The organism is Micromonospora sp. IBSANI012, assembly GCF_052814045.1.
Genome location: NZ_CP199933.1, coordinates 4,873,103 through 4,893,386, shown reverse-complemented (window position 1 = coordinate 4,893,386; position 20,284 = coordinate 4,873,103). Strand labels below are relative to the sequence as shown.

Below are 20,284 nucleotides of genomic sequence, written 5' to 3'. Positions count from 1 at the left end.
CCGTCGGCCGGCCTCAGCCGGCGGCGGTGACGCCCTCGCGGGCCTCCAGCGCCTGCTTGTAGAGCCGCCCGGCCCGGTACGACGAGCGCACCAGCGGCCCGCTCATCACGCCGGCGAAGCCGATCTCCTCGGCCTCCTCGCGCAGCTCGACGAACTCCTCCGGCTTGACCCAGCGGGTGACCGGGTGGTGCCGGGGGGAGGGGCGCAGGTACTGGGTGATGGTGATCAGCTCGCAGCCCGCCTCGTGCAGGTCGCGCAGCGCCTGGGAGACCTCGGCGCGCTCCTCGCCCATGCCCAGGATCAGGTTGCTCTTGGTGACCAGGCCGTCGGCGCGGGCCTGCCGGATCACGTCCAGCGAGCGCTCGTAGCGGAACGCCGGCCGGATCCGCTTGAAGATCCGCGGCACCGTCTCGACGTTGTGCGCCAGCACCTCGGGACGGGAGCTGAACACCTCGGCGAGCTGCTCGGGGACCGCGTTGAAGTCGGGGATCAGCAGCTCGACGCCGCAGCCGGACTGCAGGGCGTGGATCTGCCGGACCGTCTCGGCGTAGAGCCAGGCCCCGCCGTCGGGCAGGTCGTCGCGGGCGACGCCGGTGATGGTGGCGTAGCGCAGCCCCATCGCGGCGACCGACTCGGCGACCCGACGCGGCTCGTCGGCGTCGAACTCGGCCGGCTTGCCCGTGTCGATCTGGCAGAAGTCGCAGCGCCGGGTGCACTGGTCACCACCGATGAGGAAGGTGGCCTCGCGGTCCTCCCAGCACTCGTAGATGTTGGGGCAGCCGGCCTCCTGGCAGACGGTGTGCAGCCCCTCGCGCGCGACCAGGCCGCGCAGCTGGGTGTACTCCGGGCCCATCTTGGCCTTGACCTTGATCCACGGCGGCTTGCGCTCGATCGGCGTCTCGGCGTTGCGGGCCTCGATCCGCAGCAGACGCCGCCCCTCAGGTGCGGCAGTCGCGGTACGGCCGGCCTGTTCGGTCGTCGGCGTGGAGTGCTCGATCGTCACAAAACCGAGACTACGCCCGGCGGTGGCGGTCGATGAACCGCGGGCGACCGGCGTCACGCCGCAGATGTTGTGACACCGGACACCGGGGGCCGAAAAACCCCGTCACAGCGGTCCCGCCAGTGGTGCTAGCGTCTGCCGCAGAGCTGTGACGGAGCCGAGTAGGGCCCCGACCCGCCAGTGCAGAGAGCCGCCGGATGCTGGAAGGCGGTCTGGCGCCGGGGCGCGAAGACCCTCCTGAGCTGCGGGAAGAACGGCGTTCGCGCCCAGTAGAGCCCGCCCGGCCGGCCCCGGTGAAAAGGCGACGAACGAGGCCCCCGTCCGCGGGGGCGAAGGTGTGGTGGCACCGCGAGGTTCCCGCTCGCCCACACCTCCCTGGGATCGCGTTGCGATCGATCGAGGAGGTACCACCGTGCAACGCATCCTCTCCACCCAGCTCCCCGCCCACGTCGGGCGGACCGTCCGGATCGCCGGCTGGGTGCACCGCCGCCGGCTGCTCAAGTCGGTGGCCTTCCTGATCGTGCGGGACGCCGCCGGCCTGAGCCAGGTCGTGGTCACCGACCCGGCCGTCCGCGCCGCGCTGGAGAAGCTCACCGAGGAGACGGTCGTCGAGGTCACCGCCACGGTGGTCGCGAACCCGACGGCGCCCGCCGGGGTCGAGCTGACCGACCCGACGGTACGACCACTCGGCCCGGCCGCCGTGCCGCCGCCGTTCGACCTGTACCGGCCGACGCTGACCGCGACCCTGCCCACCCAGCTCGACCACGCGCCCACCGCGCTGCGGCACCCGACCCGCTCGGCGGCGCTGCGGATCTCGGCGGCGGCGGTGGCCGGGTTCCGGGCCACCCTCGACGCCCGTGACTTCGTGGAGATCCACACCCCGAAGGTGGTCGGCTCGTCCACCGAGAGCGGGGCGAACGTCTTCGCGCTGGACTGGTTCGGCCGGCCCGCGTACCTGGCGCAGTCGCCGCAGTTCTACAAGCAGCTGATGGTGGGCGTCTTCGAGCGGGTCTACGAGGTCGGCCCGGTGTTCCGGGCCGAGCCGCACGACACCGTCCGGCACCTGGCCCAGTACACCTCGCTCGACGTGGAGCTGGGCTTCGTAGCCGACCACCGGGACGTGATGGCCGTGCTGCGCGCCACCCTCGCCGGGATGCTGGCCGGCGTGGCGGACCGGGCCGGCGGGGCGGTGGCGACCCTCGGCATCGGGCTGCCCGAGGTGCCGGCCGAGATCCCCGCGGTGCACTTCACCGAGGCGCTGCGGATCGCCGGCGCGCCGGCCGACGAGCCGGACCTCGCCCCCGCCCACGAGCGGGCGCTGGGGGAGTGGGCGCGGGCCGAGCACGGCTCGGACTTCCTCTTCGTCACCGGGTACCCGATGGCGAAGCGGCCCTTCTACACCCACCCGGACCCGCAGCGGCCGGCGTACTCCAACGGCTTCGACCTGCTCTTCCGTGGGATGGAGCTGGTGACCGGCGGGCAGCGGCTGCACCGCTACGACGACTACCTGGCGGCGCTGGCCGCGCGCGGCGAGCCGGTGGAGCCGTACGCCGGCTACGTCGACGCGTTCCGGCACGGCATGCCCCCGCACGGCGGCTTCGCCATCGGCCTGGAACGCTTCGTCGCCCGGCTGACCGGCGCCGCCAACGTCCGCGAGGTCACCGCCTTCCCCCGCGACCTGCACCGCCTCACCCCCTGACGGGTCCCCGCCCCGGCCCGGTCGGTACCGGGCCGGGGCGGGTCAGGTGTGCGGGCGGAGTCTGCCGCGCAGGGTACGTCGGGCCAGCGGTCCGAGGTCCTCGACGACCTCGAGGAGGACGGCGAGGCGTTCCAGGGCGTCGAACGCGTCGTGGGCGCCGGCCGGGTCGACGCCCTCGAAGAGTTCCAGCCCGATGAAGGCGGCGGAGATCGCGCGGGCCAGCCCGGCCGGGTCGGCGACCGGGGCGACCGGCGAGTCCCGCAGCAGCCGGCGCAGCACCGTCTCGATCTCGGCCGTCCAGAGCCCGAGCGCGGCGGCCGTGGACTCCGCGAGCGCCGGGTCGGTCTGCGCCCCGGCCAGCAGCTGGGCCAGCACCGCCACGTTGCCCGCGGAGCGTTCCTGCTCGTGCAGGGCGCGCCCCAGGTCGAGCAGCTCGCGCAGCGATCCGACCTCGGCGAACCGGTCCCGGTAGGCCGCCACCCGGGTTGCCGTCGCGCTGCGGCACGCCTCGGCGAGCAGCGCGTCGACGGTGCCGAAGTGGTAGAAGACCAGGGCCTGGTTGACCCCGGCGGCCGCCGCGATCGTGCGGGCCGAGGCGCCGGCGATGCCGTGGGACCGGATCGCCGCGAGCGCCCCGTCGATCAGCTTCTGCCGGGTGGCGGCCATGGGGATCCTCTCCGTCAGTCCCGGGGATTCTCCCGCAGCGGCCGCACGGCGGCGGGCACCGGTGCCCCGTCCGGCGGCACGTAGTCGACGGTGAAGCTGCCCGTGTACCCGAACAGCGGCCCGCAGTGGCGGTTGCTGACCCGTACCTCGATGTGGAACCGCCCGGTCCGGTCGTCGTACCACTCGCGCACGTGGGCCTCGCCGCTGAGCGCCGGCGGGCAGGGCAGCCCGCCGCGGAAGCGCTGGGCGCCGCTGCGGATCGTCAGCGCCCCGGCGGCGTCGACGCCGAGGTGCAGGTCGACCGCGAGGTGCTGGTGGGTGCCCAGGTAGTCCACCAGGACGCCGCGCCGGGGACTCCACACCATCGTGGCGTCGAACCGGCGGCGGCGGTGCGCGGCGACCTCGAAGGTACGCACGAAGGTCAGCGTCGGGCGGCGGTACGAGTCGGTGTAGGCGTAGTTCTCGATGGTGAACGGCACGCCGGTGCCGGTCTCCGGGAACAGCACGTGCCGCAGGGTGCCCAGCCGCAGGAACGGCGCGGTGAAGGCGGCGCCGCGCCAGACCCGGTCCATCACGCCGGTGCCCACACAACCCAGGTCGGTCCGGCCGTCGACGCCGAAGCGGCGCCGCAGTCGGGGGTGCAGCCGGTCGAAGTCGGCGCCCAGGGCGCGCTGGAAGACGGAGGTCACAGCTGCTCCAGCAGCGACGGCGTCCGGGCGGCGAGGCGGTCCGCCGGCCGCCGTCGGCACCGGCGGGCGGCCGGGGTGTGCGGGTGGGGCGGCACCGCCAGCGCGACCGCCGCCGTGGCGAGCACCGCCCCGGCGACTCCCGCGCCTCCCGTGCCGAGCCGGGCGGCCAGCGCACCGACGCCGGCCACCGCGAGCGCCCGCAGGGCCACCTCCCGCCACGCCTGCCGCCGGGCGCGCTCGGGCGGTACGCCCCGTTCCAGCCAGAGCCGCAGCCGGTCGAACGACCACGCGGTCGCCCAGCCGAACAGCGGCCGGAAGGCGAGATCGGCCAGCCGGCCGGCGAGCCCCCAGCGCGGGGCGTACGTGTAGCCGGTCAGGAACCGCACGCCGTCCGGCCCGGGCAGGTAGCGCCAGTAGCCGGACCCGGTGGCGATCAGCGAGCGCGGGTCGTCGGAGCCGAAGCGCAGCGCCGACGTGCGGGTGCCGTCCGGGCGGTTCCGCTCACCGGCGTGCGTGCCGTGGCCGGCGATCCGCACGCCGGGCAGCACGGTGGTGGCGTACCGGAACCGGGCGGGGGTGCTGCCCGGCACCGGGTCGATCCGGCCGAAGCGCGCGTCCCAGCGGCGGTGCGCCGCCGGGTCCTGGGTCGCCTGCCAGAGCCGTTCCACCGGCGCGTCGATCAGTGTCTCCACGTAGATGCCCCGCACGTCAGCCTCCTATTTGAGCGGTCGCTCAACGAACGGTATCGGCGGTTGAGCGACCGCTCAATCCCTCGCGTGGGGGAGCGTCGCGGCGCGGGCTGCCGCCACCGACAACTTGCATTGTCTTGACAAGAAATATTGTCGGTGAAAGGCTGGAGGCATGTTCGACATCGCAGTGATCGAGGACCCGGCGGCGGCCGAGGCGTCGCTGGACCCGGTGCGCGCCCGGCTGCTCGCCGCGCTCGCCGAGCCGGCCTCGGCGACGATGCTCGCCGCCCGGGTCGGGCTGGCCCGCCAGAAGGTCAACTACCACCTTCGGGCGCTGGAGCAGCACGGCCTGATCGAGCTGGTCGAGGAGCGCCGCAAGGGCAACATGACCGAGCGGGTCATGCGCGCCACCGCAGCGTCGTACGTCATCTCGCCGGCCGCGCTCGCCGCCGTGCGCCCGGATCCGGCCCAGGCGCCCGACCGGCTCTCCGCGGGGTGGTTGCTGGCACTCGCCGCCCGGCTCGTCCAGGACGTCGGCGCGCTGATCACCGGCGCCGACCGGGCCGGGAAGCGGGTCGCCACCTTCGCCGTGGACGCCGACGTCCGGTTCGCCTCGGCGACCGACCGGGCCGCGTTCGCCGAGGAGTTGGCGGCCGCCGTCGCCGGCCTGGTCGGCCGGTACCACGACGAGCAGGCTCCCGGGGGCCGGCGGCACCGGGTGGTCATCGCCCTGCACCCCAGCGCCGACCTCCCGACCGGCGCAGCCGAGGGCTCCTGACGATCACTGAATTTCCGCTCGCGACCCACTTCGCGCCCGCACAGAGAGGCACCACCATGGGACACCCGTTCGAACTCGGCAAGGACATCGCGCTGCCCGGCACGCCGGAGGAGGTGTGGGCGGCGATCGCGACCGGGCCGGGCATCGACTCCTGGTTCATGGGCCGCAGCGAGGTCGAGCCCGGCGAGGGCGGCCGGACCCGGTTCACCATGGCCGGTCAGGTCGCCGAGTCGACCGTGACGGCCTGGGAGCCCGGCAAGCGGTTCGCGTACCGGAGCGACCCGGGGCCGGACGGCACCTTCATGGCCATCGAGTACCTGATCGAGGGCCGCGAGCAGGGCGGCACCGTGCTGCGGCTGGTGCAGAGCGGCGTCCTCGGGGACAACTGGGAGACCGAGTACGAGGCCATGCGGACCGGTTGGGACATGTACCTGGAGACGCTCGCGGCGTACCTGGCGCACTTCGCCGGTCGGGCCGGAGCCCCGGTCGCGGCGTTCCGGCCCGGGGCGGGCGATCCGGACCAGGTCTGGGCGGCCGTGGCCGGCGCGTTCGGGCTCACCGGCCCGGTCACCGGGGGTGAGCCGGTCCGGCTCGAGCTGCCCGGGCTGCCGCCGGTCGACGGGGTGGTCGACCTCGTCGGCCTGCCGACGTACTTCGGCGTACGGACGTCGGACGCGCTCTACCGGTTCCTGCACTCCGGCACGGACCGGGGCAACGTCCTGGTGCTCGGGCACCACCTCTTCGCCGCCGACCCGGACCCGGCCCGCGCCGAGCAGGCCTGGCAGGACTGGCTGACCCGGCTGCCGATCGGCTGACCGGGGTCGGGCCGGGGTCGGGCCGGCGTTGTCTCGTCCGCGTCAGCTGCCCGGGATCGGCTGCCCCGCTCGCGGGCGCCACCCGGGCGGCGGGTCCTCACCGGTCAGCCCGTCCACCGCCTCGCGGAGCAGGTCGGCGTGGCCGGTGTGCCGGCCGTACTCCTCGATCAGGTCGCAGACGAGCCGGCGCAGGCTGGCCCGGGTGCCGTCGGGGGCGGAGGCGTGGACGAGCTGGTCGAGCCCGCCGTCGGCGAGGGCCGCCGACAGCCTCGCGCGGGACCGGGCGACGGCGCCGTCCCAGAGCGCGTAGAGCTCGTCCGGGCTGTCGGCGGCGGCGGAGGTGAACGGCCAGGCCTGGCTGTCCCAGGCGGCAAGGTCCCACGGCGGGCCCAGCGGCGCGCCGCTCAGCCGGTCGGTGAACATGTGGTCCTCCACGACCGCGAGGTGCTTGAGCAGGCCGCCGAGGGTCAGCGCGGAGGCGCCGACCCGGGCCCGCAGCCCGGCCGCGTCGAGGTCGTCGGCCTTCCAGCGGAAGGTCGTACGCAGGCGGTCCAGCGCGCCGACCAGGTGCGCGACCTCGGTGCCCGCGAGGGGCGGCTCCCAGGGGGTGTCGTTGTCCGTCATCGCACCACCGTAGAGCCGGGGTACGACGTCGGACGGCGCTCGGCTAGGCGGGGCCGAGCAGATCCCAGCGATTGCCGGCGATGTCGCGGAAGACGGCGACCCGCCCGTACGGCTCGGTGCGCGGCGGTCGCACGAACTCGACCCCCGCGTCGACCATCCGCCGGTGCACCGCGTCGAAGTCGTCGACTTGGAGGAAGAAGCCGACCCGGCCGGCGACCTGGTCGCCGACGGCGCGCTCCTGGCGTTCCCCGTCGGCGCGGGCGAGCAGCAGGCCGGTCTGTGCCCCGGGCGGGCGGACGACGACCCAGCGCTTGGGGCGCCCGTCGGTGGTCAGCGAGGGGGAGTCCTCGACCAGGTCGAAGCCGAGCACCTCGGTGAAGAAGGCGATCGCCGGGTCGTACTCGGCGACGACGACGGTGACGAGATCGACGTGCACGCGGCTCAGCCGAGCAGGGTGGGCAGGCGACGCTCGACCACCGGGAGGACGTCGGCGACGCTGACCGGTCGGCCCAGCTCGGCGGTGAGCGAGGTGACGCCCGCGTCCCGGATGCCGCAGGGCACGATCCGGTCGAAGTACGTCAGGTCGCAGTCGCAGTTGATCGAGAAGCCGTGCAGGGTCACCCCACGGGCCACCCGGATGCCGATGGCGGCCACCTTGCGGGCCGGACCCCGGTCGTCCTCGGGCACCCAGACGCCGCTGCGCCCCTCGACCCGGCCGGCGGCCAGCCCGAACTCGGCGCAGACGTCGATCAGCAGCTGCTCGGTGCGGCGCACGTAGGCGACCACGTCCACCGGGTCCGGCAGGCGCAGGATCGGGTAGCCGACGAGCTGGCCCGGCCCGTGCCAGGTGATCTTGCCGCCCCGGTCCACGTCGACGACCGGGGTGCCGTCCATCGGGCGGTCCCACGGCTCGGTGCGCTTGCCGGCGGTGTAGACGCTCGGGTGCTCCAGCAGCAGCACGGTGTCGCCGCGCTCGCCCGCCACCACCGACTCGTGGAGGCGGCGCTGTTCGTCCCAGGCGGCCTGGTAGTCGAGCAGGCCGGCGCGGACGGCCGTCAGGCCGGAAGTCGTCGCGGTCACCTCTCCAGCCTAGACCCGCCACCGGGGCTCACCGGGGGTGAGCCTCGTCGCGTCGGGCGGCGGGAACCTCCCAGAGCCAGACGTCGTCGACCCGCCGCGGGGGACCGAGCAGGGCCGTCGCGGTGCGGCGCAGGGCGTCCTCGTCGAGGTCGTACTTCGCCCCGTGCACCTCGTCCGGCAGCACCACCGCCTCGACACCCCAGTACCGCAGGTCGGCCAGGCAGAGCTGGATGCTGCCCTCGGTGACGATCGGCACCAGCCCGGTGCGGCCGGCCTGGTCCATCAGTGTGTCGAAGGTGCGCGGCGGCGGGCCGATCCGGCCCCGGCCGTCCGGGCCGCCGGGGCCGAGGAAGAAGCCGGCCGGAATGCGGAACTCGCCCTGCCGGTGCGCCAGCGCGTACGCCTGCCAGCGCTGCCCGTCCGGCGTCACGTCCAGGGTCAGCGGCAGCGGGGTGAGCACCCCGCCGGGCGAGACGTGCTGCCGCCAGGTCCCGGCCGTGATGAATTCCGGCACCGGCGGCCGGGCGCTGGTCGCCAGCGGCGTGGGCAGCAGCGGCACCAGCGCGACCGCGAAGCCGGCAGCCCACGCCGTCGCCACGCGCCGTCGCCGGGGCGGGTCGGCCCGGAGCTGGTCGACGGTGTACGCCAGCAGCAGGCCGATCACCGGCGCGACCACCAGCGCCAGCCGGGACGGCAACGCGGCGTTGACCACCGGCAGCGCGTCCAGCACGCCGAACGGCAGCAGTTGGTCGGTGCGCCGCCCGTCCCACTTCGCCAGCGGCCCCCAGGAGAGCACCGAGAAGAGCACGGCGGTGACGCCCAGCGCGGCCAGCGTGGCCCGGCGGCCCACGTCGGCCCGCCGCCACAGCGCCACGAAGCAGGCCACGGCGAGCAGCAGCAGCGGCAGTCCGAAGAAGGAGTTCTCCTCGGTCGGGTTGGGCGCCAGGTTGGTGCCCAGGCCCGCCGCGGCGGCCAGCGACCGCTGCGGGTACGCCCCGAACGCGGCGATGTCCTCGGAGTGGATCACGGCGTCGAAACCGGTGCCGTGGAAGCGCTGCGGGCCGGCGAAGTGCAGCCAGAGCGGGTACGCCAGCAGCGCCCCCGCCACCAGCGCGGTCACGCCGAGCCCGCGCAGGAAGGTGGGCAGCGCCGCCCGCGCCTCGGCCCGCCGGGCCGGGTGCAGCGCCCAGACGGCGAGGAAGACGGCGAGCGCCAGCGCGGTGAAGAAGAGCCCCTCGGCGGCGATCGAGAAGGCGACCGCCACCAGCACGCCGAGCACGATCCCGCCGCGCAGCCAGCGCCCGGGTCGGCGCAGCGCGAACACCCCCCAGGTCAGCAGCGGCACCAGCCAGCCGGCGGTCCAGTTCAGGTGCGCGTTGGCGTGCGCGACCATGCCGGGGGAGTAGGCGATGAACAGCGCCCCGACGCCGGCGGCCAGCCGGCTGCGGACCAGGTGCCGGGAGAGCAGCCAGTACCAGGCCAGCGCGGTGGCGACCAGGTTGAGGGTGAGGATCACCAGGAACGTCGCCGGGGGCCCGATCAGGTACGTCAGCGGGGCGAAGACCGCCGCGTAGACGGTGATCGAGGTGTTGACCGCGAGGTTCACCCCGTCCGGGACGTTGACCAGGTGGGTGAAGAACGGGTTCTCGCCGTGGGTCAGCGCGTGCCCGCCGAAGGCGAGCAGCCACTCGAAGAGTGCCTGGTCGCTGGAGTTGACCGTGATCGCCCGGCTGCTCGGGTCGCGCCAGAGGCCGCTGGTCACCCAGACGGCCAGCACCACGGCGGCCAGCACCACGCTCAGATCGGCCCGGCGACCTTGGCCGGCGGTGGGTGCGGCGGCGGGCGGCTGGTCGGCGGCCAGGGTCGGGGAGGTCGGCACGGAGCGGACGTTACCAACCGGATCTGGACACGCCGGTCGGACACGAAAGGTTGACTGACGACGAGGAGTTCGTCGACTGTGTCCGGCGGTCCGTGCCGTACGCCTGGTCGGTGGTCGCCGACGTCGCCGCGCGCGGCCGACGGCGGCCGGATGGCCGAACACGCCGTGCCGCCACCGTCGGAGGCCGAGCGCGGGCAGTTGCTGCGCGCGCTGGCCAGCGACGCCATCCGGGGCGGGCTGGAGCGGCACTTCAACGTCACGCTGGCCTTCCAGAACTGTCACCGGGTGGCGGCCTTCCCGCCGGCGCTGATCGGCGGCGACGCCCACCGGCAGTTCGTCTCGCCGCTGGCGCAGATCCGTAACCAGAGCCCGGAGCTGCGCAACTGCTGAGGGCTCGGGTCGGGGGCCGGGATGCCCGGCTCCCGACCGCCACATCGGCGACGACGAATGTGTGAGCGGCGGCCATGTCGCTGGTCTGAAACACGGACGTAACGTCTCGGCAACTCGGGGGTGACCCAGTTCACACGCCGCAACAGGAGGTCGCCGTGCACCGTTCCCCATCCGTCCTCGCCCGGCTCGCCGCGGCGCTGGCCGGGGCCGTCGTCGCCGCGGCCGCCCTGGTCGCGGTCGCCGTGCCCGCCCAGGCCGCCACGCTGACCCAGGTCACCGGCTTCGGCTCGAACCCGGGCAACCTCGCCATGTACGCCTACCGCCCGGACGGGCTGCCGGCCAACGCGCCGGCCGTGGTGCTGCTGCACGGCTGCACCCAGAACGCCGCCGGCTACTTCGCCAACTCCGGCTGGCAGAAGTACGCCGACCAGTGGAAGTTCGCCCTGATCGTGCCCCAGCAGTCCAGCGCTAACCAGTCGCTGAGCTGCTTCAACTGGTTCGTCGAGGGGGACATCAGCCGGGGCCAGGGCGAGACGCTGTCCATCAAGCAGATGGTCGACCACGCCAAGACCAACTACGGCCTCGACGGCAACCGGATCTTCGTCAGCGGGCTGTCCGCCGGCGGGGCGATGACCTCGGTCATGCTCGCCACCTACCCGGACGTCTTCGCCGCCGGCTCGGTCATCGCCGGGCTGCCGTACCGCTGCTCGCCGCCGGCGTCGACCAACACCTGCCAGTACACCGGGGTGGACAAGAGCCCGGCGGCCTGGGGCGACCTGGTCCGCAACGCCTACTCCGGCTACACCGGCCGCCGCCCCCGGGTCGCCATCTGGCACGGCACCTCGGACACCACGGTGGTGCCGATGAACGCCACCGAGTCCCGCGACCAGTGGACCAACGTGCTGGGTGTGTCGCAGACCCCCACCAGCACCGCGTCGCTGACCGGCGGCACCAGCCTGGAGGTGTACGGCAACGACGCCGTCCGGCTCTACCGGGTCTCCGGCATGGGCCACGGCACGCCGGTCGACCCCGGCTCGGCCGCCGACCAGTGCGGCACCGCGACCTCGTACTTCCTGGACACCATCTGCTCGACCTACCGGGACGCGCTCTTCTTCGGCCTCGGCGGCGGCGTCACCCCCACCCCCACCGCCACGGCCTCCCCGACCCCGACCACCGCCCCCACCTGCGTCACCGCCAGCAACTACGCCCACGTGACCGCCGGCCGCGCCTACCAGTCCGGCGGCTACGCCTACGCCCTCGGCAGCAACCAGCGGATGGGCCTCTACAACACCTTCAACACCAGCACCCTCAAGCAGACCGCCCCGTCCTACTGGGTCATCGGCTGCTGACCCCTGTCCCCACCCCGTCGATCATGAAGTTGTTGCCCCGCGCTCCGGCGTGTCGGGGCAACAACTTCATGATCACCGCCTTGGAACCCGGGGGGTCAGTCGGTGAGGGCGGCGTGGAGGGCGGTGGGGAGGTCGGGGTGGGTGTAGTGGAAGTTGGCCTTTGTCAGGACGCCGGGGAGGACGCGGGTGCTGGTCAGGGCCTCCTGGGCGAAGCCGCCCAGGGCGACCTTGAGGGCCAGCGCGGGGATCGGCATGATCGCCGGACGGTGCAGCTGGCGGGCCAGCTCCCGGGTGAACTCGGCGTTGGTGACCGGGGCCGGACCGACCACGTTGACCGGGCCGCCGATGTCGTCGCGGTCGAGCAGGAACAGCGCGGCGTCCAGCCAGTCCCGCATCGAGATCCACGGCAGCCACTGCCGGCCGCTGCCCAGCTTCCCGGCGATGCCCAGCTTGAACGGCAACAGCTGCGGCTTGAGCAGCCCGCCGTCGCGGTGCAGCGGCAGCCCGGTGCGCAGCCGTACCACCCGCACCCCGGCGTCCTCGGCCGGCCGGGTCGCCGCCTCCCACACCCGGCAGACATCGGCGAGGAAGCCGTCGCCGGCCGGGGAGTCCTCCTCGACCGCCCGGTCACCGGTGTTGCCGTACCAGCCGACGGCGGAGGAGTTGAGCAGCACCGTCGGCCGGTCGGCGGCCGGCAGCCCGGCGATGGCGATGGCCAGGGTGGTGGTGGTGTCCACCCGGCTGGACCGGATGAGCTGCCGGTAGTCGTCGTTCCAGCGCTTGTCGCCGACGCCCGCGCCGGCCAGGTTGACCACCGCGTCGGCCGCGGCCACCACGGCCGGGTCGAGCTGCGCGGCGGACGGGTTCCACTGTCGCTCGTCGGGGGTACGTGGCGGCCGTCGCACCAGCCGGGTGACCTGGTGCCCGTCGGCGGTGAGGCGGTCGACCAGCCGGGTGCCGAGGAAGCCGGACACGCCGGCCGTGAGGATCCGCATGCTCATATCTTCGGGTACGGAAGCGGGTTCGGATGCGTTCAGCCCGTTTGCGGATCAGGGCGCCGGGAGCGGCCCGCGACCCGCCGGGTCGAGGGCCGCCCGGGATCAGGCGACCGGCACGGCGCGCAGGTCGGCGAGCAGGCGTTCCACCTCCGCGAACGCCTCGGCCGACAGCGGTCCGCGGGCGAGGGTGCCGAAATTCTCCTCGGCCTGCGCGACGGTGCGGCAGCCCGGGATGGGCACCGTCCGTGGGCTGCGCGCGAGCAGCCAGCCCAGCGCACCCTGGGCGAGGGTACGACCGTCCACGGTGAGCGCCTCCCGGATCTCGGCGAGCCGGGCCGACCACCGCGGTGCCGGGCGGCCGTCGGTGAACCAGACCAGCCACTCCGGTGCCCTCCCGCGCACGTCGTCCGCCCCGACCGCCCGCGTCGAGCCGGTGAGCAGTCCCATGGCGAGCGGTCCCCGGTTGAGACTGGCCAGGTCGAGCGCGTCGCAGACGGCGAGCAGCTCGGCGTTGTCCTTGAACACCGACTCGTCGTGCTGGATCGCCGCGCAGTGCGGACCGGCCTCGGCGAACCCGCGCGCGGAGGCCGGGTTGTCGGTGCTCCAGCCGTACGCGCGGATCTTGCCCTGGGTGACGAGGTCCTCCAGGGTGTCGACCAGGTCGAGCGCGGCGGACGCCGGCAGGCCGTTGATGTGCAACTGGTAGAGGTCGACATGGTCGGTGCCGAGCCGGCGCAGCGACTCCTCCAGGCTCGCCACCGCGTAGGCCGGGCTGCCGTCCTCGCCAATCCACCGGCGGGTCCGCTCGTCCGAGCGGTTGCCGAACTTGGTGGCGATCACCGCCCGGTCGCGGCGGCCGGCGAGGGCACGGCCGAGGACCCGCTCGCTGTGCCCGGCGCCGTAGTTGCTGGCCGTGTCGAAGAGCGTGACGCCGAGGTCGAGGGCGCGGTGGATGGTGCGCACCGACTCGTCGTCGTCCACCTCACCCCAGCCGAACGGCTCTCCGCCCGCGCCCCAGAGCGGTCCACCGATCGCCCAGCACCCCATGCCGAGGGCGCTGACGTCGATCCCGCTGCGGCCCAGTGTCCGTGTCATCGTCATGCGGTCAGCTTTCAACCTGGAGCGCGCTCCAGGTCAAGCCCTAGCATTGCGACATGCCCGGCTACACCCCCTCGGAGGCGGCGACCCGCAGCGGGTTCAGCCTCGACACCCTCCGCTACTACGAGAAGATCGGCCTGCTCAGCGACATCGGCCGCACCTCCGGCGGCCGTCGGGTCTTCACCGACGACGACCTGAGCTGGCTGCTGCTGTTCCGCTGTCTGCGGGACACGGGCATGCCGATCGCCGAGATGTGCCGGTACGCCGAGCTGGCCCGCGACGGTGAGCACACCGCCGGCCAACGGCAGGCCCTGTTGGAGCGGCACGCCGAACGGGTCGAGGAGCAGATGCGCCTGCTGGAACGCCAGTACCACCATCTCCGCGAGAAGATCCGGTTCTACGAGCGGCTCCCCGGCACGCGCCTTGTCGACCATGGCGTCGACCGCGACGGCCGCACCACCCGTGCCCCCGGTGGGTCCGTCGCCGGAGGCGGCCGATCGTGAGTCGTTTACGTCATCAGCTCGACAGCGTCGCGGCGACCCACGCGGCGCCCGGCCCGGAGTCGGCTCGCCGCTGACTCCGGCCGATCCTGCCGCAGGTCAGGACAGCCGGGCGAGCACCGGAGCCAGCGGTTCGAGGGCGTCCCGGCGTACCACGAAGCGGGTGACGCCCCAGCGGCGTCGGTGTTCCGCGACCGCCGCGACGATCTCGTCCGCCGTTCCGATCAGCACGAACGGCGTGGCCAGCACCTCGGCGACGGTCAGGCCGACGTCGCGCGCGGTCTCCGCCGCGGCGGCCTCCGCGTCGTCGGTGACCACCACCTTCTGCACCAGCGCCTCCAGCGCGGGCGGGTCGTCCCGACCGGCCGCGCCGGCCGCGACGTGGTCGAGCTGCGCCTCGATCTGGTCGGTCCGCCAGCGCACGTCGTGGGCGTGGCCGTCGGCGAGGGTACGCCCGAAGCCGGTCAGCCCGACCACCTCGGCGTGCGCGCCGGCCCAGCGCAGCAGCGTCGAGTTGGCGGTGCCCATGGTCAGCGGGATCCGGTCCTGCACCGGGCGGGGCGCGGTCAGCCGGGCCTCCCGGACCGTCAGCTCGGGGGTGTCCACGGTGACCTCGTCGCCGTCGAGCAGGGCGCGGACCGCCTCGGCGACGACCACGCAGCGGCGTACCCGGTCGGCGACGTCCGGGCGCTCGCGGCCGACGGCGCGCCACTCGGCCGGGGTGTGGCCGGCCCCGACGCCGAGCCGGGCCCGCCCGCCGGAGACCAGGTCGAGGGTGGCCACGTCGGTGGCGAGCAGCATCGGCTCGCGGACGCCGAGGTTCGACACGTACGAGCCGAGGCCGATCGTCGAGGTCACCGACGCGGCGGCGGCCAGCGCCACGAACGGGGAGGTCACGGCCCCGGGGTGGTCGGCGGCGAGCAGCGCGGCGAAGCCGGCGGCCTCCGCGCGGCGGGCCAGGTCCAGCCAGCTCGCCGCGTCGGTGGGGGTGGCCTGGAGGGAGAAGACGGTCACCGGGCCAGCCTGCGCCGTCGGGGACCCCGCCGGCCAGCCCGGACGGGCCGATTCTGCTGACCGGCGAATCCTCACTCGGGCAGCGGCACGCCCAGCAGCTCCTCGGTCGTCCCGTCGCGCACCGCGTTCAGGGCGGCGACCAGCTTCTTCTCCTCGTAGACGAAGTGCGATTCGAGCAGCGCGCTCAGGCCGTCCAGTTCGGCGCGTACGCCGTCGAGGCCGGCCGGGTCGGCGGCCAGCTCCTCGACGCGGCGCAGGACGGCCGCGACCACGTCGTGGTCGGCGGCGAGTTCGTCGAGGACCGGGCGCAGCTGCGGCGCCTGCTCGGCCAGCACCCGGAACGCGCCGCCGTCCTCGCCGGTGTGGTGGCGGGTGAGCGCGGAGCAGAAGGTGAGGCAGTGGACGCGCAGGTCGCGCGGACCGGTGGGGGAGTCGAGGCCGTCGCGCAGCGCGGCCAGCTCCTCGCGGAGCCAGAGGTGGATCTCGATCAACTGGTTGCCGAGGGCGGTCAGGCGGTCGCCCGGCTCGGTGGAGGGGTGCACGTGGATCCCATGCTGTCCCGCGCCTCCATGCCCTCGGCGGTCTGCTTGCCGGGTGCACCGCGACGCTGCCGGTGATCCTACGTCGAGGTGCCCGTCTCGTCCGTCCCGCGCTCCTTCCACCGGGCCCGCCAGGCCGCCTCGTGCGCCTCGTGCGTGGTCTTCTCCTCAAAGACCAGTTCGTGCAGCGCGCGCCGGCCTTCCTCCATGGTGACCACCTCGACCATCACCAGCCCGACGCAGATCACGGTGAGCAGGGTCAAGGTGGCCAGCCCGGGCAGGTGGGAGCCGACCGGGATGCCGAGGGCGAGCAGGAGTACGGCGCCGACCCGGGTCCAGGAGACCGTGCCCAGGGTGCGCCACTGGAACAGCATGTTCCCGCACAGGTAGCAGATCACCCCGCCGAAGAGCAGGGGCACGCTCGGACCGTGCGCCGGCACGCGCAGCGGCACCGACGGGTCGGCGATCTCGTGCACGATCCCCTCGGCGCCCAGGGCGAACAGGATGATCCCGGCGATCATCGGCAGGTAGAAGTACGCGTACGCGTCCCGGGCCATCGCCACCCGGGCGTGGCCCTCGGCGGCGTGCAGGGCGATCCGGGCCGCCGGTCCGATCACGTCGTAGTGGGCCCACCAGAGCGCGGCGGTGAAGAAGATGCCGAGCGCCGCCGCCGCGACCGCCGGCCAGGTCGGCGGCTGGCCGAGCAGGTTGCTGCCGACGCCGACCGAGATCACCGACTCGCCCAGCGCGATGATCAGGATGAGCTCGTAGCGTTCCGTCCAGTGCTCCGCCGAGGTCACCCCCCAGCCCCAGGTGCCGCCGAGGATCCCGGCCGCGTACTGGAGCAGCACCACGGCAACCCACAGGCCGTCCCGGACCATCGCGGCCATCCCGAGGTCGTCGATCCGGGGCGGGATCAGCCCCGCGCCGAGCAGCAGGAGGGTGCTGAACACCATCTCCGGGGCGAACCGGGTCATCTGCCGGCGCTCGATCGGGCTGCTCCACACCACGTGCAGGTAGAGGATGAAGTGCACCGCACGGATCACCACGTAGGTGACCGCCACGACCACCGGCCCGGCCGCGCCCGCCCGGGGGTCGCCGAAGGCCTGCGGCAGGGCCAGCGCGAAGCAGAACAGCGCCGCCATCCCGACCACCATCAGCACCGGCACGAACCCCTGGCCGAGCCGGACCCGGGTGGCCACCACGCTGTGCACCACCCAGGTCCACCAGAGCACCGCCAGCACCAGCATGCCGTGCAGCAACGCCGTACCGGTGATCTGGACGGCGGTGGCCCGGGTGATGATGAAGAACGAGAAGACGAAGACCAGGTCGAAGAAGACCTCGAAGCGGTCCACCCGGGCGCCGGGGGCGACGGAGATGGCGGGCCCCAGCCATCTGTGCCACCGCCACCGCCCGCTGCCCACCCGTCCACTCTCGCAGCGTCGGCTCGGCCCGGAGGCGATTCCCCTCGTCGCGGGCGATCGCCTCCAGCGTTACCTCCGCGCCCTGGTGGGAAAACGCCCGCACCGCGGCGTCCAGCAGCCGCCCGCCGCCGCCTCGGACAAGGATGGATCATGACCACCAGCACACCTGTCAGCACGCCGTTCTCCCGCGAGTCCACCGCCATGGAGGTCGTGCGCGGCATCGACCTCACCGGTCGACGGGCCGTCGTCACCGGCGGGGCGTCCGGCATCGGCGTGGAGACCGCCCGTGCGCTCGCCGCCGTCGGGGCCGACGTCACCCTCGCCGTACGCAACCTCGACGCCGGCCAGCAGGCCGCGGCGGACATCACTGACACCACCGGCAACGACCGGATCCTCGTCGCCCCGCTCGACCTCGCCGACCAGTCGTCGGTGGCCGGATTCGTGCGCACCTGGGACGGACCGCTGCACATCCTGGTCGACAACGCCGGCATCATGGCCTCGCCCGAGATGCGCACCCCGCAGGGCTGGGAGATGCAGTTCGCGACCAACCACCTGGGCCACTTCGCCTTGGCCACCGGGCTGCACCGGGCGCTGGCGGCGGCCGGGGGCGCGCGCGTCGTGTCGGTCAGCTCGGCGGCCCACCTGCGCTCGCCGGTGGTCTTCGACGACATCCACTTCACCCGGCGTCCGTACGACCCCTGGGAGGCCTACGGGCAGTCCAAGACGGCCAACGTGCTCTTCGCGGTGGAGCTGACCAGGCGCTGGGCCGACGACGGCATCACCAGCAACGCGTTGATGCCCGGGGCGATCCGGACCAACCTCCAGCGCTACATCAGCGAGGAGGAGCTGAACCGGATGCGCGCGCAGAGCGGCGGCGGCGCGGCCTACTGGAAGAGCACCGAGCAGGGCGCGGCCACCTCCGTGCTGGTCGCCACCTCACCGCTGCTCGACGGCATCGGCGGGCGCTACTTCGAGGACTGCCAGGAGGCCGGGCCGAACCAGCCGGGCACCCGCACCGGCTACGCGCCGTACGCGCGTGACCCGGAGGCGGCGGGGCGGCTCTGGACGGTCTCCGAGGAGACCCTCCGGGCGTGACACTGGCTGCGGCACCGGCTCCACGGTCGCCGCACGCAGGGTGCAACGGCGCAGGGCGCCCCGGTCGGTGTGACCGGGGCGCCCTGCGCGCGTACGGGAGGATCAGAGGCCGAGGTCGGCCTCGAAGTTGCCGCCCTCCAGGCGCTCCTTGACCGCGACCAGGAAACGGGCCGCGTCGGCGCCGTCGATCAGTCGGTGGTCGTAGGAGAGGGCCAGGTAGATCATCGAGCGGACCGCGACGACCTCGCCCAGCTCCGGGTCGTTGACCACGACCGGGCGCTTGACCACGGCACCGGTGCCGAGCATCGCCGACTGCGGCGACGGCACGATCGGGGTGTCGAAGAGCGCGCCCCGGCTGCCGGTGTTGGTCAGCGTGAAGGTCGCGCCGGCGATCTCGTCCGGGCTGATCTTGTTGGTCCGGGTGCGCTCGGCCAGGTCGGCGACCCGCTTGGCGATGCCGCCCAGGTTCAGGTCACCGGCGTTGTGGATGACCGGGACCAGGAGACCCCGCTCGGTGTCCACGGCGATGCCCAGGTGCTCGGCGTCCGGGTAGGTGATCGTCCCGGCCTCGAGGTCCATGCTGGCGTTGACGATCGGGTACGCCTGCAGCGCCTCGATGGCGGCCAGCGCGAAGAACGGCAGGAACGACAGCTTGACGCCGTGCCGCTGCTGGAACGACTCCTTGGCCTGCGCCCGCAGCTTGGCGATCTTGGTGACGTCCACCTCGATCACCGTGGTGAGCTGCGCCATCTCGTGCAGCGACTCGTGCATCCGCTTGGCGATGGCCTTGCGGATCCGGGGCAGCTTCTCGGTCGTGCCGCGCTTGCCGCTCGGCTGCGGCTTCGCGGCCGGCTTGGCCGGGGCCGCCGCGGCGGGCTGCGGCGCGGGGGCCGGTGCGGCCTTGGCCGCCTTGGCCTTCTCCGCCGCCTCCAGCACGTCCTGCTTGCGGATCCGGCCGCCGACGCCGGTGCCGTTGACCGAGGAGAGGTCGACACCGTGCTCGCCGGCCAGCTTGCGCACCAGCGGGGTCACGTAGCCGGCCGCCTCCTCGCCGCCCTGCGCCGGGGCGGTGGGCCGCTGCGGGGTCGGGGTCGGCGCGGACGGCTGTGCCGCCTGCTCGGCCTTGGCCGGCTCGGCGGCGGTCTCCGCCTCGGCCGCGGGCTCGTTGTACGACATGCCCGGGGTCGGCTCCTCGACCTTGGGCTCCGGCCTGGCCTCGGCCTTCGGCTCCGGCTTCGGCTCCGGCTTCGGCTCGGGCTTGGCCTCGGCCTTGGGCTCGGGCTTCGGCTCCGGCTTCGCCGGGGCGGCCCCGGCGGCACCGATGATCGCCAGGTCGGCGCCCACCTCGGCGGTCTCGTCCTCGGCGACCTTGATCTCCAGCACGGTGCCGGCGACCGGCGACGGGATCTCCGTGTCGACCTTGTCGGTGGAGACCTCCAGCAGCGGCTCGTCCACCTCGACGGTCTCGCCGACCTGCTTGAGCCAGCGGGTGACCGTACCCTCGGTGACGCTCTCACCCAGGGCCGGCATCTTCACCGGGGTGCCCTCGCCCGACGGCGCCGGGGCGGCCTCGGCCTGCGGCTGCGGCGCCGCGGGCTGCTCCTGCTCCGGCTCCGGGCCGGTGCCCGCCGCGGCGGCGGTGGGCTCGGCGGCCGGCTCGGCCGCCTGCTGCGGAGCGGCCTCGCCGCCACCGACCTGCTCGCCCTCACCGGCGATGACGGCCAGCTCGCTGCCCACCTCGGCGGTCTCGTCCTCGCCGACCACGATCCGGCTCAGCACGCCCGCCGCGGGGGACGGGATCTCGGTGTCGACCTTGTCGGTCGACACCTCGAGCAGCGGCTCGTCGACCTCGACGGTGTCGCCCTCCTGCTTGAGCCAGCGGGTGACGGTGCCCTCGGTGACGCTCTCGCCGAGCCGAGGCATGGTGACCGATACCGGCATCTCTTATGACTCCTTCA

The 20,284-nt window shown here is 73.9% G+C and carries 20 protein-coding genes and 1 pseudogene; 7 read left to right on the top strand and 14 right to left on the bottom strand.

Annotated elements, in window-relative coordinates; genetic code table 11:
• Nucleotides 1-13: 13 nt before the first annotated feature.
• Entirely contained in the window at nucleotides 14-1,003 is a 990-nt protein-coding gene (gene lipA / locus ACTWM8_RS22505) for a lipoyl synthase (RefSeq protein ID WP_446210762.1), read from the bottom strand.
• 409 nt (nucleotides 1,004-1,412) lie between these two features.
• On the opposite strand from lipA, the gene aspS reads away from it, so the two are divergent.
• Nucleotides 1,413-2,699, top strand: coding sequence for an aspartate--tRNA(Asn) ligase (aspS, locus tag ACTWM8_RS22500; RefSeq protein ID WP_446210761.1), 1,287 nt, complete (start codon nucleotides 1,413-1,415; stop codon nucleotides 2,697-2,699).
• 42 nt (nucleotides 2,700-2,741) lie between these two features.
• On the opposite strand, the gene ACTWM8_RS22495 is transcribed toward aspS, so the two are convergent.
• Genes ACTWM8_RS22495 through ACTWM8_RS22485 form a run of 3 tightly spaced genes read right to left on the bottom strand, consistent with a single transcriptional unit; the run spans nucleotide 2,742 to nucleotide 4,761 of the window.
• Nucleotides 2,742-3,365, bottom strand: coding sequence for a TetR family transcriptional regulator (locus ACTWM8_RS22495; RefSeq protein WP_446210760.1), 624 nt, complete (start codon nucleotides 3,363-3,365; stop codon nucleotides 2,742-2,744).
• A gap of 14 nt (nucleotides 3,366-3,379) precedes the next feature.
• Nucleotides 3,380-4,054 carry a DUF4166 domain-containing protein gene (locus ACTWM8_RS22490; RefSeq protein ID WP_446210759.1) on the bottom strand — a complete coding sequence of 225 codons (675 nt, stop codon included), beginning with the start codon at nucleotides 4,052-4,054 and terminating at the stop codon, nucleotides 3,380-3,382.
• Entirely contained in the window at nucleotides 4,051-4,761 is a 711-nt protein-coding gene (locus ACTWM8_RS22485; RefSeq protein ID WP_446210758.1) for an SRPBCC family protein, read from the bottom strand. Before ACTWM8_RS22485 ends, ACTWM8_RS22490 begins: the two co-directional genes overlap by 4 nt.
• 154 nt (nucleotides 4,762-4,915) lie before the next feature.
• On the opposite strand from ACTWM8_RS22485, the gene ACTWM8_RS22480 reads away from it, so the two are divergent.
• A complete protein-coding gene (locus ACTWM8_RS22480) occupies nucleotides 4,916-5,521 on the top strand; it encodes an ArsR/SmtB family transcription factor (RefSeq protein WP_446210757.1) in 606 nt (201 codons plus the stop codon).
• Between the two features lie 56 nt (nucleotides 5,522-5,577).
• Complete coding sequence (locus ACTWM8_RS22475) at nucleotides 5,578-6,336, top strand: SRPBCC family protein (RefSeq protein ID WP_446210756.1); 759 nt, start codon at nucleotides 5,578-5,580, stop codon at nucleotides 6,334-6,336.
• Nucleotides 6,337-6,378: 42 nt separating this feature from the next.
• Here the strand turns inward: ACTWM8_RS22475 and ACTWM8_RS22470 are convergent, their stop codons facing one another.
• Genes ACTWM8_RS22470 through ACTWM8_RS22455 form a run of 4 tightly spaced genes read right to left on the bottom strand, consistent with a single transcriptional unit; the run spans nucleotide 6,379 to nucleotide 9,919 of the window.
• Entirely contained in the window at nucleotides 6,379-6,960 is a 582-nt protein-coding gene (locus ACTWM8_RS22470) for a mycothiol transferase (RefSeq protein ID WP_446210755.1), read from the bottom strand.
• A 43-nt stretch (nucleotides 6,961-7,003) separates the two neighbouring features.
• A complete protein-coding gene (locus ACTWM8_RS22465; RefSeq protein WP_210779345.1) occupies nucleotides 7,004-7,396 on the bottom strand; it encodes a VOC family protein in 393 nt (130 codons plus the stop codon).
• A gap of 5 nt (nucleotides 7,397-7,401) precedes the next feature.
• Nucleotides 7,402-8,040, bottom strand: coding sequence for a lipoyl(octanoyl) transferase LipB (lipB, locus tag ACTWM8_RS22460; RefSeq protein WP_154943993.1), 639 nt, complete (start codon nucleotides 8,038-8,040; stop codon nucleotides 7,402-7,404).
• A gap of 28 nt (nucleotides 8,041-8,068) precedes the next feature.
• Entirely contained in the window at nucleotides 8,069-9,919 is a 1,851-nt protein-coding gene (locus tag ACTWM8_RS22455) for a DUF2079 domain-containing protein (protein WP_446210754.1), read from the bottom strand.
• Nucleotides 9,920-9,942: 23 nt separating this feature from the next.
• Between ACTWM8_RS22455 and ACTWM8_RS22450 the strand changes: the two are divergent.
• Together ACTWM8_RS22450 and ACTWM8_RS22445 are read left to right on the top strand one after the other, a co-directional pair.
• Nucleotides 9,943-10,309, top strand: a pseudogene (locus ACTWM8_RS22450) (SCO5389 family protein).
• 155 nt (nucleotides 10,310-10,464) lie between these two features.
• The gene (locus tag ACTWM8_RS22445) at nucleotides 10,465-11,658 is read left to right on the top strand and encodes an extracellular catalytic domain type 1 short-chain-length polyhydroxyalkanoate depolymerase (protein ID WP_446210753.1); all 1,194 of its coding nucleotides are present in this window, start codon (nucleotides 10,465-10,467) and stop codon (nucleotides 11,656-11,658) included.
• Nucleotides 11,659-11,753: 95 nt separating this feature from the next.
• Here the strand turns inward: ACTWM8_RS22445 and ACTWM8_RS22440 are convergent, their stop codons facing one another.
• Both ACTWM8_RS22440 and ACTWM8_RS22435 read right to left on the bottom strand, forming a co-directional pair.
• Nucleotides 11,754-12,653 carry a TIGR01777 family oxidoreductase gene (locus ACTWM8_RS22440; RefSeq protein WP_446210752.1) on the bottom strand — a complete coding sequence of 300 codons (900 nt, stop codon included), beginning with the start codon at nucleotides 12,651-12,653 and terminating at the stop codon, nucleotides 11,754-11,756.
• A gap of 105 nt (nucleotides 12,654-12,758) precedes the next feature.
• Entirely contained in the window at nucleotides 12,759-13,757 is a 999-nt protein-coding gene (locus ACTWM8_RS22435) for an aldo/keto reductase (protein WP_446210751.1), read from the bottom strand.
• A 53-nt stretch (nucleotides 13,758-13,810) separates the two neighbouring features.
• Here ACTWM8_RS22435 and ACTWM8_RS22430 point away from each other — a divergent pair, with 53 nt between their 5' ends.
• Nucleotides 13,811-14,257, top strand: a complete 447-nt coding sequence (locus tag ACTWM8_RS22430; RefSeq protein WP_446210750.1) for a MerR family transcriptional regulator — start codon at nucleotides 13,811-13,813, stop codon at nucleotides 14,255-14,257.
• A gap of 96 nt (nucleotides 14,258-14,353) precedes the next feature.
• Here the strand turns inward: ACTWM8_RS22430 and ACTWM8_RS22425 are convergent, their stop codons facing one another.
• The 3 genes from ACTWM8_RS22425 to ACTWM8_RS22415 all read right to left on the bottom strand — a co-directional run bounded on the left by ACTWM8_RS22425 (nucleotide 14,354) and on the right by ACTWM8_RS22415 (nucleotide 17,231).
• The gene (locus ACTWM8_RS22425; protein WP_446210749.1) at nucleotides 14,354-15,268 is read right to left on the bottom strand and encodes an LLM class flavin-dependent oxidoreductase; all 915 of its coding nucleotides are present in this window, start codon (nucleotides 15,266-15,268) and stop codon (nucleotides 14,354-14,356) included.
• 71 nt (nucleotides 15,269-15,339) lie between these two features.
• A complete protein-coding gene (locus tag ACTWM8_RS22420) occupies nucleotides 15,340-15,810 on the bottom strand; it encodes a hemerythrin domain-containing protein (RefSeq protein ID WP_446210748.1) in 471 nt (156 codons plus the stop codon).
• A gap of 77 nt (nucleotides 15,811-15,887) precedes the next feature.
• Nucleotides 15,888-17,231, bottom strand: coding sequence for a low temperature requirement protein A (locus tag ACTWM8_RS22415; protein ID WP_446210747.1), 1,344 nt, complete (start codon nucleotides 17,229-17,231; stop codon nucleotides 15,888-15,890).
• 150 nt (nucleotides 17,232-17,381) lie between these two features.
• Here ACTWM8_RS22415 and ACTWM8_RS22410 point away from each other — a divergent pair, with 150 nt between their 5' ends.
• On the top strand, nucleotides 17,382-18,326 hold the full coding sequence (locus ACTWM8_RS22410; protein ID WP_446210746.1) for an SDR family NAD(P)-dependent oxidoreductase: 945 nt from the start codon (nucleotides 17,382-17,384) through the stop codon (nucleotides 18,324-18,326).
• 102 nt (nucleotides 18,327-18,428) lie between these two features.
• Here the strand turns inward: ACTWM8_RS22410 and sucB are convergent, their stop codons facing one another.
• On the bottom strand, nucleotides 18,429-20,267 hold the full coding sequence (gene sucB, locus ACTWM8_RS22405) for a 2-oxoglutarate dehydrogenase, E2 component, dihydrolipoamide succinyltransferase (protein ID WP_446210745.1): 1,839 nt from the start codon (nucleotides 20,265-20,267) through the stop codon (nucleotides 18,429-18,431).
• Between the last annotated feature and the right edge of the window lie 17 nt (nucleotides 20,268-20,284).

Bases quoted from the DNA above. Each gene is read 5' to 3' on its own strand.
- ACTWM8_RS22470 (WP_446210755.1), bottom strand. From the start codon at position 6,960: ATGACGGACAACGACACCCCCTGGGAGCCGCCCCTCGCGGGCACCGAG.
- ACTWM8_RS22480 (WP_446210757.1), top strand. From the start codon at position 4,916: ATGTTCGACATCGCAGTGATCGAGGACCCGGCGGCGGCCGAGGCGTCG.
- sucB (WP_446210745.1), bottom strand. From the start codon at position 20,267: ATGCCGGTATCGGTCACCATGCCTCGGCTCGGCGAGAGCGTCACCGAG.
- ACTWM8_RS22495 (WP_446210760.1), bottom strand. From the start codon at position 3,365: ATGGCCGCCACCCGGCAGAAGCTGATCGACGGGGCGCTCGCGGCGATC.
- ACTWM8_RS22435 (WP_446210751.1), bottom strand. From the start codon at position 13,757: ATGACGATGACACGGACACTGGGCCGCAGCGGGATCGACGTCAGCGCC.
- ACTWM8_RS22475 (WP_446210756.1), top strand. From the start codon at position 5,578: ATGGGACACCCGTTCGAACTCGGCAAGGACATCGCGCTGCCCGGCACG.
- ACTWM8_RS22430 (WP_446210750.1), top strand. From the start codon at position 13,811: ATGCCCGGCTACACCCCCTCGGAGGCGGCGACCCGCAGCGGGTTCAGC.
- ACTWM8_RS22440 (WP_446210752.1), bottom strand. From the start codon at position 12,653: ATGCGGATCCTCACGGCCGGCGTGTCCGGCTTCCTCGGCACCCGGCTG.
- ACTWM8_RS22410 (WP_446210746.1), top strand. From the start codon at position 17,382: ATGACCACCAGCACACCTGTCAGCACGCCGTTCTCCCGCGAGTCCACC.